Consider the following 13,685-nt stretch of genomic DNA (forward strand, 5'->3'; position numbering starts at 1 on the left):
CGCCACCGTCGCCCATCATCGCCCATCGTTGCGAAAGCCGATCCCATGCTGAGCTACCTGGGTGACACGATCGTCGGCCTGACCCTTGCGGTCTTGAACGCCCTCGCGCCGCTCGAAGTCCACGTAGACACCGGCATCGCCTACGCCGACGGGATCGAGCACCGGGCGGATGTCTATCGGCCGGCCGCAGCGGGTCCATGTCCGGTCGTGGTGTTTCTCTACGGCGGCGGATGGCGGACCGGGTCGAAGGAGGAGGTCGCCTATATCGGGGCCGCCTTCGCCCGGCGGGGCTTCGTGGCGGTCATCCCCGAATATCGCCACGTCCCGAGGGTGAGCCTGCCGGATATCCTGACCGACAACGCCGCTGCCGTCGCCTGGACCATTGCACACGCGGCGCAGTATGGCGGTGATCCCGGTCGCGTCGTCGTCGTGGGGCACTCCTCCGGCGCCTGGGCCGCGGCGATGCTTGGACTCGATCCGACATGGCTGGAACAGGCCGGTTCAAGCCCGGCAAAGCTCGCCGGCATCGTCGGGCTGGCCGGCCCCTACACGAGTTCCGCGCTGAGCGACCCGCTGGACCGCCAGGTCTTCGTCGGCAGCGATCCGGCCCTGCAGCCGATCCATCATGCCTCGGGAACGCATCCCGCGATGCTGCTGGCCGCCGGCGCGGCGGATCTCGACGTCAATCCGGCCGGAACTCTCGCGCTCAACAAGGAATTGCTGGCCTCCAGCGGGAACGAAACAATGAAGATCTATCCAGGTCTCGGCCATGGACAGATTGTCCATGCAATGGTGTTTCCGTTCAGCCTCGAATTCTCGGTCGCCGACGATGTCGCGCGGTTCATCGACAATGCTCATGCAGGCCGGTGACTCGGATTGGCAGCAGGGCCAGCCCAAGTCTCGGACGTGCACGATATCCTGCTCTCCGCAATAGAACGGGACCGGCGCAGCGCGCCGATCTCTTTTCTTCGGCGTGCCACGAGCCGCAAAGTCAGTGATAGCCCGGCGCTCCCGCCGCGACCTTACCGCGGAACAGCCAGTAGACGTAGGCGGTGTAGATCAGGATCATCGGCACCAGCACCACCGCGCCGGCGAGGAGGAAGGCTTGACTGCTCGGGTGGGTGGCAGCGTCCCAGATCGAAATCGCTGGCGGCACGATCATCGGCCACAGGCTGATCCCGAGCCCGATATACGACATCAGGAACAGCCCCAGCGCGTACAGGAACGGCGTCACTTCGGCGCGTCGATCGAGCGCGACGAAGAAGCGCCATGCCAGGAGCGCGACCAGAACCGGCACAGGGGCCGCCAGCGCGAGATTCGGCCAGGCCAGCCAGCGGACCCGGAACGCCTCGCTGAGGATCGGCATCGTGGCCGAGACGATCACGATGGAGGCCAGCGTGACGAGACCGAGGCGACGCGCGAGCCGGTAGGCGCGGAGCTGGAGTTCACCCTCGGTCTTCCAGATCAGCCAGCAGGCGCCGAGAAGGCCGTAGCCTGCAACCAGGGCGGCGCCCGTCAGCACGGAGAACGGCGTCAGCCAGTCCCACCAACCGCCCGCGTAGGCGCGGCCCTCGACCCGGATGCCCTGGACCAGGGCACCGAGGCAGATCCCCTGGCAGAACGCCGCCACGTAGCTTCCCCACGAAAAGGACCGGTCCCAAGTGCGCTGGCTGCGCGGCGAGGCCGCCCGGAAGCGCATCTCGAAGGCGACGCCGCGGAAGACCAGGGCCAGGAGCATCAGGATCAGCGGCATGTAGAGCGCGGGCAGGATCGTAGCGTAGGCCAGCGGAAACACCGCGAACAGTCCGCCGCCGCCGAGGATCAGCCAGGTCTCGTTACCGTCCCAGACGGGCGCGACGGTGTTGACCATGACGTCCCGCTCCGCTTTCCCGGGGACGGCCGGGAACAGGATCCCGACACCGAGGTCGAAGCCGTCCATTACCACGTAGAGGAAGACAGCGGTGGCGATGAGCAGCGCCCAGATGAGTGTGAGATCGAGGGACATCGGGGCTACTCCGCGGGCTGCGCGAGGGAACGGCCGGCATCCTGCGCGCCGGCGACGAGGGCAGGGGCGGGCGTGATGCCGGCAGTGCGGATCGGCTGGCCTGGAGGCGGCCCGGGCTCATGGGCGTGCGGCGCCTGATTGAACAGGTGCAGGAGGAACCAGATGCCTGCGCCGAACACCGCGAGGTAGACCGCCGCGAAGGCCGCCAGAGAGGCGGCGACCGCCGGAGCGGCCACCGGCGACACGCTGTCGATGGTGCGCAGCGCGCCGTAGACGGTGAAGGGCTGACGGCCCGCCTCCGTCACCGTCCCGCCGGCCGTGACGGCGATCAACCCGGACGGGCCCATGCCGACAGCGAAGCGATGTAGCCAGGGCGCGTCGTAGAGTCGTCCCTTATGGCGCAACCACAGGCCGGCGACGCCGAGGGCGATCATCAGCAGGCCAAATCCGACCATGATCCGGAACGACCAGAACACCAGGGGCAGGTTGGTCGGCCACGTGTCACGCGGCATGTCCTTGAGCCCGCGGACCTCGCCGTCGAGGTCATGGGTCAGATAGAGGCTGGCGAGTCCGGGGATGCCGATCCGGTCCCGCACCAAGCCGGCTTCCGCATCGGGCCAGCCGAACAGGATCGCGGCGGCGCGGCGCTCCGTCTCGAAATGCCCCTCCATGGCGGCGACCTTGGCGGGCTGGTGTTCGTAGGAATTGCCGCCGTGCAGGTCGCCGATCACCAGCTGGGCCGGAGCCACCGCGGCGGCCATCCACATGGCCATCGAAAACATCAGCCGGGCCCGCGGATTGTTCCGGTCGTGCAGCAGGTGCCACGCGCCCACGGCGCCGACGATCATCGCGGTGGTGAGGTAGGCCCCCGTGACCGTGTGGGCAAACCGGTAGGGAAAGGATGGATTGAAGACGATCGCCCACCAATCGGCCGGGTTGAAGCGCCCGTCCGGCCCGACGACGTGGCCGGCGGGCGTCTGCATCCAGGAATTGGCCGACAGGATCCAGAATGCGGAAATCAGGGTGCCGATGGCGACGAGACAGGTCGCCAGGAAGTGCAGCCGCTTGCCGACCCGTTCCAGGCCGAACAGCATGACGCCGAGAAAGCCGGCTTCCAGGAAGAAGGCGGTGAGCACCTCGTAGCCGAGCAGCGGGCCGAGAACCGGCGCTGTCCGGTCGGCGAAGACCGACCAGTTCGTGCCGAACTGATAGCTCATGACCAGACCCGACACGACACCCATCGCGAAGGCGACCGCAAAGATGCGGAGCCAGTAGCGAAACGTGTCCAGATAGACGGCCTTTCCGGTGCGCAGCCAGAAGCCTTCGAGCACGGCGAGATAGCTCGCGAGCCCGATCGTGAAAGCCGGGAACAGGAAGTGCCAGACGACAGTCAGCGCGAATTGGGCACGCGCAAGATTGACTGCACTCGGCAGCTCGAGGGCGGACATCGCGTTCTCCAGAGGACGGGTTCGCCCGCTCTGCTGCAGCTTGGCCTGTGGCTCATTGATTCAGCTCAAGCCCATCTCCGCGATCCCCGCATGGCGAGCGCCGTCGCGATTGCGCTGGATCAAGGCTGCGATTGACGCCGGCAGCAACATTGCCGCGTACCGGCCCGGTGACGAGCCGCAGGGAGACCGCCATGTCCTACGCCAACATTCTGGTGTCCGTGGATTTCGCCGAGGCGGCGGCGAACCGCGTGCGGCTCGCGGCCGCCCTGGCGCGCCGCTTCGATGCGACGCTGACCGGAGCGGCCGCCGCCGAGGTGCCGGCGCCGCCCTTCGCCCACGACATCCGCGACGCGCAGGCCCAGTACGAGCGCACCAAAGCGAAGATCCTGCAGGAACTTGAGCGAGTGGAGGCGGTGTTCGCCCGCTGCGCCGGCGCGGCGCCGCGGACGGCATGGTCTGGCGGCACCGACCGACCCTTCGCACATCTCGTAGAAAGGGGCCGCGCGGCCGACCTTCTCGTCGTCGGCGGCACTGCCGAGACCGAGATCGACCCCAGTCCGTTCGGCGTGGCACTCGGGCCGGTCTTGATGGAAGCGGGACGGCCCGTCCTGGTGGTCCCGCCCGAGACGTCTCGAGAACCCGGCAGCCGCATCGTCGTCGCCTGGAAGGACACACCGGAGGCAAGGCGGGCGGTGTCGGGAGCCCTGCCGTTCCTTCGATCCGCTGACCGGGTCTTCTTGGTCACAATCGGAGAGGACGCGCGACTGGATGGTGCCGAGGAGGTCGCCGCCCATCTGATTCTTCACGGGGCCGCAGCGACCGCGCACCTTCTGACCGCGACGGTGAGCGACGGAGCGGAGATCCTGCGATTCGCCCGTGAGCAGCAGGCCGACCTGATCGTCATGGGCGCCTACGGCCATTCACGCCTGCAGGAATGGGCCTTCGGAGGTGCCACCCGGAGCATTCTGGCGGCGAGCACCATCTGCTGCCTGATGGCGCATTGATGGGCTGACGGCGATGCCCTGGTGGCCCTGAGCCACCGGAACGGGAAGGCTGCCGCCCCATCTCCTCGGCGGCCCCCGTCCTGGGCGTCCAAGCTTCTGTAGGATGGCTGCCACCTTCGCGGAGACTGACCGTCCCTCGAATCAGCTCAGCGGGAGAAATGGGTGGTCGAGATTCGGTCCGTGATCAGTTCGGACGGCATCCAATCATATTGCTGCACCGGTTCGTGCCGGATCAGCGCCAGAGCATCGTCGATCGCCCGGCGGCCCTGGGTGGCTGCGTCCTGGTAGATCGTCACAGCGAGACGCTTGTCCTGCATCGCCTGCATGCCGTCGGCGGTGGCGTCCACCCCGCCGATAAGGATCCGGCCCGCCGGGAGCCCCACAGCCGCGATGGCCTCGGCGGCGCCGATCGCCATCTCGTCGTTGGTGGCGGCGATCGCATCAATGCGGACGCCCCTGGCAAACCAGCCGATGACAGCCGACCTCGCCGTCAACCGGTCCCCGTTTGCGGAGGTTTCCGCGACCAGTCGCAGGCCTGCAAACTCCGCCATGACCTCCTTCGCACCCCTGGTGCGGAGCGCCGATCCGGGATGAGACGCGTGTCCCCCGATGAGCGCGACGCGCCCGACCCCGTTCAGCATCTGGGCGAGCTTGCGCATCTGTAGACGCCCCGCGACGAGGTCGTTCGGCATCACGAAGACGACCCGTCCGGCAGACCAGTCTGCGCCAAGCCAGTTGTTGATGTAGACCAGCGGGATGTCCGCCTCCTGGGCCAGCCGGGTGATCACGGCACCGGCCGACGGGTCGGACGGCATCACGACAAGCGCGTCGACCTTCTCGGCGATGAAGCGTCGGGCCTGCCCGACCTGCTGGTCGCCCGCGCCCTCGCGCGCGTAGGCAACATGAACCGCGACGTTGCGCGCGCGCGCGTGCTCCTCAAGGCCGTCATGCAGGAGCCGGGTCTGAGCGGTCGGCGGGATCGTCAGGATGGCGATGGTAGTCGCAGAGGCGGGCCTCGCGCAGATCGTGAGGGCGAGGACGAGGGCTGCGCTTCCGATCCTGCTCAAGATCTGGCGACTGCTACTCCCCCAGGAGATCCGGCTCATGATGGTCGACCCACCCTCGTCGTCGCGCCAGGAATCAAGCGGCGCGGAGGCTTTCAAGAAAACCGGCAATCTCCTCACCCAGACGCTCGGCCTCCTGCGACAGGCTGCCTGCCGCGGCCATGACATCGGTCGCCGTGATATCGGCCACCCCGGCCGCCTCGGCGACGCCCGCGATGCGGGTGCCGACTTCGTCCGTACCGTCTGCCGCCTGCCTGATAGTCTGCACTATCGCCCGCGCCGCAGAATCCTGCTGTTCGGCGGCGGCGGCGATGGCGGTCGCCGCCCGATTCATATCTTCGACCCGCGCGGTAATGCCCGCGATGGCCGACGCCGCCTCGGCGGCGGAGTCCTGAATTTCGGTCACGTGTCGGCCGATGACGTCGGTGGCCTGCTTGGTCTGACCGGCCAGCGTCTTCACCTCGGCGGCCACGACCGCGAAACCGCGACCCGCCTCACCGGCCCGCGCTGCCTCGATCGCCGCATTGAGGGCGAGAAGGTTGGTCTGTGCGGCGATCTTGGCGATGATTTGCATCACGTCGCTGATCCGGGCTGCGGCGCTGCCGAGCGCTCGTACCTGGAGGGTCGTCTGATCCGCCTCCGCCGCTGCGCCGCCCGCCGCGGCCGCGGTGATCTCTGCCTGGCGCGCGATCTCACCGATCGCCGCGCCGAACTCGCCGGCAGCGGCCGCGATCCGGCGGACACGGGATTGCTCCTCCTCGACGACGACGGCCATTGCCGCCGACTGGCTCGCGGCCTCGCCGACCGCCCGGCTCATTCCATCGGCCGTGCCGCGCAGCGTTGCTGCTGCGGATGCAACGGTTCCAACGATGCCGCCGACCTTAGCCTCGAACTGTTCCAACAGCGCATGGACCGCATTGCGGCGCTGACGCACCCCCTCAGCACGCAGCCGAGCAGCCTCCGCCTCGAGACCATCGGCGTGCCGCATGCTCTCCCGGATGACCTTCATCGCAGCCGCCATAGCACCGAGTTCGACACTCCGCGCTTCGGACGGGATCGCAACGGTGGAATCGTTGTCGGCCAGACCCTGCAGAGCCTGGGCCATCGCGGCGATCGGGTGCACGACGCCGCGCAGGAGGAGTCGGACCAGGCCTAGCGCGACCACAACCGCGACGGACATTGCGGCCATGAGCGTCAACCGGGATGTCGTGCCGGCTGCTTCGATGCCCTGGGCCTGCTCGGCGGCCCGTGCCCGACGATATGTCAGCACCGCATCGACCGCCTGTGTGAAGGCTGCCGCCTCGACGGGGAGCACCGCGGCCCGGACCCGGTCTGCGAGGTCGCGCTCACCGGCGCGACCGAGCGCCGCCGCCTCGGCCTCAACGGCGATGAAATGCTGCCACGCCTCGGCAAGGCGCTGCGCCAGCTTCCACTCGCCCTCCGCCTTCGCGGTCGGGACATAGGCGCTCCACGCTGCCGAAAAGGCTTCCTGTGCGTTGATTGTCCGCTCGTTGCTTTCGCGCCCGGCCTCTCCGGCTGGCGCAGCCTGCGCCAGGATGGCGAGCTCCCGAAGCTCGTGACTCGTCTGCTTCATGGTGGAGAGAAGAATGACGGCCTTGATCTCGTCGGCCGCGGCCCGCCTCGCAGCGTCGATCACGCCGAGCTGAAGCGCCGAGACCATCCCAATTCCGACCGGCAGGCAGAAGATGGCCGCCGAGAAACCGATAAGAATTGTTCCGAGTCTCACATCTTTCTTTATCTTGTAACGAAGGAAAGAAAACGCCATTCACCAAAATTTCCAGAAAAGATACCGGTCGCCTCCTATCACTTCGGTGACAATAAATCAATGCATCAGCGGCAGTCCACATCAATATTATATACTTGTACTTGTTCTTACATCTATAAAAACCTGCTTCGGTTCACAAAAATCATCAAAGGTAAATCTAGTGAGATATTAAACAGATAGCCGGTTCTGCCAATCAAGCTTAAGACGATCGGCCGTGACGGCTGCGCGCGACGCGCCGTTGCGCGATCCCGGGGTAGCGCACCGGCGAGCCGTGGAGGTGCGCGAGACGGCGCGCACTTTTCAGGGCCGGCAATCCGCGACTCGTCCGTCGAATTGCGGATGGCATGAACTGGCATGCCGCTGCCGTATCGGAGGGCACGTTACAGGCACGAGCGGCGTCGCAGGCCGCTCGACTCGACGCCAGGATTTCCGGCAGAGGTTTCCGCGGAGAGGCCGCGGCGGATGAACGTGGCGAGAGCCGTCGTGACCGTCGAGAGGTCAGAGCGGCTTGGCCTGCTGCGCCCGCAGCCACAACAGGGCGGCGATGCCCACCCATGGACACACGAAGACGATGAAGGCCACCAACCCCATGAGAATTCTCCCGACAGAATGCAGCGGACCTTAGGAAACGTTCGTCGGTTTTGTCGGATCCCCTTCAGCTGACACGGCTCGGGCTTGTCGCGCCATGGCGATTAACTCCGATGCTGTGAGACCACGCAGCGGTGGCGGCTCCGGGAGGTCGTTTGACCGGGGCGGCCGCAGTGCCAGCGGCAGGGCCGAGGCGCGCCCCGGCCAGAGCCGCTTCAGCCGACCTGCCTTCCGCAAGCTTCGCTCCGCCACGCATGCATCTCCTGCAAATCACCTGCGGTCACGGTTAGGCGAGGGGTCGTTCGGTGGTTAGTCGGGTCGGGACAAAGGTTGGGGCGGGGCCCGGCGTCAGGCGTATGGGATGCCCCCTGGGCAGGGGCGTAGGTCGCCCTACCGCTCAGGTTTTCAGGCGCGCCGGGGATCCTACCGGAGCCGGCTCGGTCCGATGACGAGGCCGGGCACCCCGCAGGCGCCGGCCGATGGCTCCCGATCGGCTCAGCCTCGTCAGAGTTGCCACAGCGGCATGAACTCCGACCGATAGGCCGATTGATTGAACCCCCAGACCGGGTCCAGCATCTTCACGAGCGCTTCTCGCGACAACGCGACAATTCGCGAACGGACGTCGGACGGCAGATCGGCTCGATCGAGAATGCCGAGGCAGGTCGACAGACACGCGCGGTACTGTCCTGTATTGTAGGAGGCGACCGCATACTCGTCTTGAATGCCGTAATGGTACATCCAAGGTTGCAGGAACAGACCATCGCCCGGCAGCTGCAGACCCAGGCCCGCCTCGGCATAGTTCAGGGCGGCGATGTGCTGATTGGCCTGCCTGCAATAGCGGCTGGCTGCGTAACGGACCTCCACCCGATTGGGGCAGATCGAAATCGCCCGATCATAGACGGCCAGCACCCGTTCCTCGGGCTCGCCGAGCTTGTCCATTTGAAGTGCCGCGCTGAAGAGGCTGATATAGACCTCCTCGTCCCAGTAACCGAGATCGGCGCGTTTTAAATACAGGTCGCGTGCCTTCCGAGCTTCGCCGAAATCTCGATAGCTCTGAGCTAGATAAAAAGTATACCGCGCGATCAGAAACGGGTCCTTCTCCTTGGTCAAAGCTTTCTCGAGGATGGCCGCGTCGCGACTGTACGTGGTCTCGTCGCGATGCCGGGCGCCATCTTCGCCGCGCCGCATCGATAGCGGCAACGGGTCGCGCCACGATCTTTCGTGGCAGTCCAGAAATTCGTGCAGCACGCCACGATAGTACCAATTAAATTTATTGTTGACCAGTTGCGGTCTACTATAAGTAGTTGGTCCGTCGATGATGGTGAAGTCGTAGCCGGGCGCATTGAGCTTCGGCAGGAGGAAACCGGCCGGAATCAGCAGTTCGTCGTCGGCATCGATGATCAGCGAGTAGGTGCCGTGCGGGCGCGCGAGCCTCAGGGCCTCGTTGCGGTTGTGGGCGAAATCGACCCAGGGCCGTTCCACGAGACTCCCCGGCATATCGGCCATGATAGCCCGGATCACATCCTGCGTGCCGTCAGTCGAACCGGTATCCACGATGATCCAATGGTCGATGATGGGTCGTACAGAGGCGAGACAACGACGAATAACGTGCGCCTCGTTTTTGACTATCATCGAAAGACAGATCTTTTGACCAAACTGTTTCATGCCGCATAACCTTTGCGGTACGGGAAATCGATTCGATCCCCGCCGTAACCGCACGCATAGCGTGATCAAATCCATGGATCAAAGGAATCTCTGGATTGCTGATTTCTTCAGTTCCTGTCATGATCTTCATATAATTCTGCTAACTGTATGGATATTAACAACAAACTGCGCAGTTAGACTATCCAACGAGACTTAAACAAAAATTTATCAGTCAAATAGTTTTAGTATCGGCGAGAGATGTGTGCTTGACCTGAGAGCCTATGAATCTTGCGGCGCTGACAGCGCCTTTGACCGCGCTGTCCCGGCCGACACGCACTTCGGGAGCGTCAAACGGATTGAGCGGCTCGGTTAAGCAAAATTGTCGCGCTCGTGAGGCTGCGCGGGGGGCTTTGCACGTTATCTAAGCTGAACGGATCCTCCCGGCTTTCAGCGCTGAGAGAGCGAACATGGCAGAGGCTGAAGCAATGGCCGCGCGTCTCGCGCAGCTTGAAGCGGACAATGCGCGGCTGCGCCGCCTCCTGGATGAGGCGGGGACGTCGGACGGTCTGCGTCACGGCCTGCGTGACACCTTGGCGATGCTTCGGGCCGTGCTGCGCCTGTCGGCCGAGACAGCCGAGAACGTCGACGGCTACGCGACGCACCTGGAAGGCCGGCTGGACGCAATCGCGCGGGTGCGGGTCGCGGCGGACACATTCGGGGAGGTCAGCCTGCACACGCTGATCTCCGACGAATTGATGATCCACCTCGTCCGGGAAGGCGAGCAGGCGGCGCTGGAGGGGCCGACCGTGCGCCTCAGGCCGAAGGCCGCACAGCTGGCGGGTCTGGCGGTCCACGAACTCTGCAGCAATGCGGTCGAGCACGGCGCCTTCGGCCTCTCAAAGGGCGGCGTCGATGTCAGCTGGGCCGTCACGGGCGGGGGGTCTCAGGCGCCCGGCGACCTGACGCTCATCTGGAAGGAATTGGGTGGCAGAGGCGTCAGCGAGCCGGCGCGGCGCGGCTTCGGCATGCAGGTTCTCACCGAAATGCTGGGCTACGAGCTGAGTGCAGCCGTCGCGCTCGCCTTCGAGCCTGACGGCCTGCGTTGCACGATCCGCTTCCCGCTCGTCCCGCGGATCGGGCGCATGGTCGAAGAAGATCACGCGGATGAACCCGGCGAGCCGGGCTGATCCGCGCGATAGGAGCCGACCGGTTCGCGTCAGCCAAAGGCGCGCGAGCTTTCCCGAACCTGCTGTGTCGCCTGGTCCGCTCGGGCGCTTGCCTGCGCAATCGTGTTCATCCCGCCCGAAATCGCGGAGACGTCCTGTGCGGCGGTCTGCATGCTGCCGGACATCTCCCGCATCACGGCGGATTGCTCCTCCACCGCAGCCGCGATGGTGGATGACACGGCGTTCAACGTCCGGATCGTGCCCTGGATCGCGTCGATGGCGTCGACGGCCTCGCGCGTTGCCGACTGGGTCGAAGCGATCTGGAGGCGGATCTGATCCGTTGCCCGGCCGGTCTGGGCGGCAAGGGTCTTCACCTCGGTGGCCACCACGGCGAAACCGCGTCCGGCCTCACCGGCGCGGGCTGCCTCGATGGTCGCGTTGAGGGCCAACAGGTTAGTCTGCGCGGCGATCCCGGAGATGAGGCCGAGAACCTCGCCGATCTGGGTGGCCTGAGCGCTGAGGCCCGTCACGATCTGGCCTGTGCGCTGCGCCTGCTCGACGGCCTGTCCGGCCATTTCTGCCGCGTGGCTGACCTGATGACTGATCTCGTCCACCGAGACGGATAGCTGTTCCGCGCCGGTCGCGACGGATTGAATGTCGCCCGAGACGCGGGCCACACGCGCGACCGCGGCGTCCGCTTGCCGGGTCACATCCGCGACGGCGTCACCGATGGCATCCAGATCTCTGGCGATGGCATGCTGCGCGGAGGCGCGCTGTTGCCGCTCATGAACCTGGGCGGTGATGTCGGTCGCGAACTTGACCACCCGGACCGGCTTTCCGTCCGCATCGGTGATCGGGTTGTAGGTCGCCTGAATCCAGATCTCGCGATCCCCCTTGCCGGTGCGCCTGAACACGCCGGATTGGAATTCGCCGCGCGCGAGGGCAGCCCAGAACAGGCGGTAGGCCTCACTGGTGCGTTCAGCCTCACTGACGAACAGGCTGTGGTGCCGCCCGATAATCTCGTCCAGCGGATAACCGACAGCATCGAGGAAATTGGAATTGGCGGTGACGATGGTGCCGTCGAGGTCAAAGGCAATCACCGCCTGCGAGCGGTGCAGGGCGCGGATCTGCCCCTCAAGATCGAGGGCGCGCAGCTTTTGGGTCGTTATGTCGGTCGCGAACTTGACGATCTTCACCGGCCTGCCGCCAGCGTCGAGCACCGGGTTGTAGGAAGCCTGGATCCATACCTCTCGACCGCCCTTTGCGAGGCGCTTGTACTCGGCGCGCGCGAAGGTGCCGCGCTTCAGACTCTCCCAGAATTGCCGGTAGCCTTCACTCTCCCGCTCGCACGGGTCGACAAACAGGCTGTGGTGCCGGCCCCGGATCTCCTCGAGCGTATAGCCCATGGATTCCAGGAAGTTCGGGTTTGCGTCGAGAATGGTGCCGTCCAGCGCGAATTCGATAGTGGCGAGTGAGCGACTCAAGGCTGCGAGCTTGGCAGCCTGATCCCTCCGAGCCCTTGGCCCCCCGAACATCGATCCCTCCGCATACCGCAACCGGGATGCGGCCGAAGCGCGCACCATACCGATCAGATCAAGCTTTTCTGTTGTCCAGACGCTGTTCTTTGATTTGAACGACGTCGGGCATCTGTCGATACCCTGGATGATTGAGGCCGTTCATAGAGGCCTAGCGTTTCACCCGCGTTAAGACGGATGACCGTTACAGGGTCTTCGGAGTTCATGCCGGATTGTATGGTGTGATCCAATAAACGCGAAGATCTCATCTTCAGATTGCACTAACCCCACGTAGGTTGAGTGCCCTGTCCATCCTGCGTTGTATCAAGCCAGCGCGCTCCTGAAGGCTGCTGACCTCCGGTAGCGCCCTGCAATGAGCGTCCGGCCTCCGGCGGTCGAGACCATCGATCTGGCGAGGCAGCCCCGGGACCGTGAGAGCGGGAGGCATCGATGATGCCTTACCTTCGTGGCGGCGCGTCAGCCGCTCCGACTGATGGTCGCCTCGATGCGGCCGTAGGGTTCGTCGGTGGGCAGGAAAACGGCTCCGGGATTGTCGAGGTCGAAGGCCGTGAGATCGATGGGCAGGTAATGCTTGTTGGGCATGACGAAGCCGATTGCGGCGAGTTCCGGCACGGCTTCCAAGGCGGCCTCGCCCATGCGGTACATGCTGTCCTGGACGCCGCGGCTATAGGTTGAGCCGAAGACGGTCAGCAGCATCGCAAGGATACGGGCATTGGCCAAACCGTAATCGGAGGGTGGCGACTGCCACGTCCAAGTCGCATCCATGCTGGTGGCGGCGATGCGATCGGTCGTGTCCGGCAGGGTCCGGTACTGGTCCGCCACGAAATCCGACCAGCCCGATTGCGTGGTCTTCATGAAGGTGTAGCCGCGCAAGCCGGACCTCAGCGTCGAGCCGACCCGACTGGCGGCTAGCGCCACGAAGCCCGTGCCGTTCCCGTCGCGTGTGAAGGTATGGTTGTGCGGCGCATCCGCAATGGCGTGGCGCAGCCAGCGAATCTCCTCAGCCTCGATCGCGACGGTCTCGACCTGAGGATAGGTATCGAGCAGGATCTGCGCGACCGCGGCAACGAAAGCCTCCGCGTCGAGCGTCAGATTCCGCGCCGCCGTAACGTTGACGATATTCTTGATGCTGTCGGTCGCGATGCAGGCGCGGTTGTCACCTTCTGTCCAGGCCGCATCGAAGCGTCCCGTCAGCATTACCGACAGTGTCAGCTCACGCGGCGTGTGATGGTCGCCATCGCGGGCCAAGCGCAGCACGCGAACTCGTTCCTTGCCGTAGCGTGATGCCGTCAGGGCCATGGGAATCTCCGACCGGCCCGCTGGCGGCCGTCTCACGCGAATCTAATTAATCCTAGGCCGACGCGGGTGGGGGCGCCAAGCTTGGCCGGAACCGGTCTGGCTTGACCGCCGCCTCGGTACGGCCGGCATAGTGGCGGGCCGGCTGA

At 65.3% G+C, this 13,685-nt stretch carries 10 protein-coding genes; 3 read left to right on the forward strand and 7 right to left on the reverse strand.

Features of this window, described 5'->3' with window-relative positions; all coding sequences use genetic code 11:
* Positions 1 to 45 precede the first annotated feature (45 nt).
* Positions 46 to 870, forward strand: coding sequence for an alpha/beta hydrolase (locus tag CIW48_RS05415; protein ID WP_149309779.1), 825 nt, complete (start codon positions 46 to 48; stop codon positions 868 to 870).
* A 121-nt stretch (positions 871 to 991) separates the two neighbouring features.
* On the opposite strand, the gene cydB is transcribed toward CIW48_RS05415, so the two are convergent.
* Positions 992 to 2,005: a cytochrome d ubiquinol oxidase subunit II gene (gene cydB / locus CIW48_RS05420; RefSeq protein WP_149309782.1), complete on the reverse strand. Its 1,014-nt coding sequence runs from the start codon at positions 2,003 to 2,005 to the stop codon at positions 992 to 994.
* A 5-nt stretch (positions 2,006 to 2,010) separates the two neighbouring features.
* Positions 2,011 to 3,453, reverse strand: a complete 1,443-nt coding sequence (locus tag CIW48_RS05425; protein ID WP_149309784.1) for a cytochrome ubiquinol oxidase subunit I — start codon at positions 3,451 to 3,453, stop codon at positions 2,011 to 2,013.
* 191 nt (positions 3,454 to 3,644) lie between these two features.
* Between CIW48_RS05425 and CIW48_RS05430 the strand changes: the two genes are divergently transcribed.
* Positions 3,645 to 4,457 carry a universal stress protein gene (locus tag CIW48_RS05430; protein WP_149309786.1) on the forward strand — a complete coding sequence of 271 codons (813 nt, stop codon included), beginning with the start codon at positions 3,645 to 3,647 and terminating at the stop codon, positions 4,455 to 4,457.
* A 146-nt stretch (positions 4,458 to 4,603) separates the two neighbouring features.
* Here CIW48_RS05430 and CIW48_RS05435 read toward each other — a convergent pair whose 3' ends face one another.
* The 3 genes from CIW48_RS05435 to CIW48_RS05450 all read right to left on the reverse strand — a co-directional run bounded on the left by CIW48_RS05435 (position 4,604) and on the right by CIW48_RS05450 (position 9,560).
* Positions 4,604 to 5,524, reverse strand: coding sequence for a substrate-binding domain-containing protein (locus CIW48_RS05435; RefSeq protein ID WP_246695130.1), 921 nt, complete (start codon positions 5,522 to 5,524; stop codon positions 4,604 to 4,606).
* Between the two features lie 73 nt (positions 5,525 to 5,597).
* The gene (locus CIW48_RS05440) at positions 5,598 to 7,307 is read right to left on the reverse strand and encodes a methyl-accepting chemotaxis protein (protein ID WP_149309788.1); all 1,710 of its coding nucleotides are present in this window, start codon (positions 7,305 to 7,307) and stop codon (positions 5,598 to 5,600) included.
* A 1,092-nt stretch (positions 7,308 to 8,399) separates the two neighbouring features.
* Positions 8,400 to 9,560, reverse strand: coding sequence for a glycosyltransferase (locus CIW48_RS05450; RefSeq protein ID WP_149309792.1), 1,161 nt, complete (start codon positions 9,558 to 9,560; stop codon positions 8,400 to 8,402).
* A 464-nt stretch (positions 9,561 to 10,024) separates the two neighbouring features.
* Between CIW48_RS05450 and CIW48_RS05455 the strand changes: the two genes are divergently transcribed.
* Positions 10,025 to 10,726, forward strand: coding sequence for a sensor histidine kinase (locus tag CIW48_RS05455; RefSeq protein WP_246695131.1), 702 nt, complete (start codon positions 10,025 to 10,027; stop codon positions 10,724 to 10,726).
* A 29-nt stretch (positions 10,727 to 10,755) separates the two neighbouring features.
* Here CIW48_RS05455 and CIW48_RS05460 read toward each other — a convergent pair whose 3' ends face one another.
* Entirely contained in the window at positions 10,756 to 12,240 is a 1,485-nt protein-coding gene (locus CIW48_RS05460) for a PAS domain-containing methyl-accepting chemotaxis protein (RefSeq protein WP_149309796.1), read from the reverse strand.
* 456 nt (positions 12,241 to 12,696) lie between these two features.
* Positions 12,697 to 13,539: a factor-independent urate hydroxylase gene (gene pucL, locus CIW48_RS05465; protein WP_149309798.1), complete on the reverse strand. Its 843-nt coding sequence runs from the start codon at positions 13,537 to 13,539 to the stop codon at positions 12,697 to 12,699.
* Positions 13,540 to 13,685: the final 146 nt, after the last annotated feature.

Origin of the sequence: Methylobacterium sp. P1-11 (assembly GCF_008329595.1) — a bacterium.
GTDB lineage: Bacteria > Pseudomonadota > Alphaproteobacteria > Rhizobiales > Beijerinckiaceae > Methylobacterium.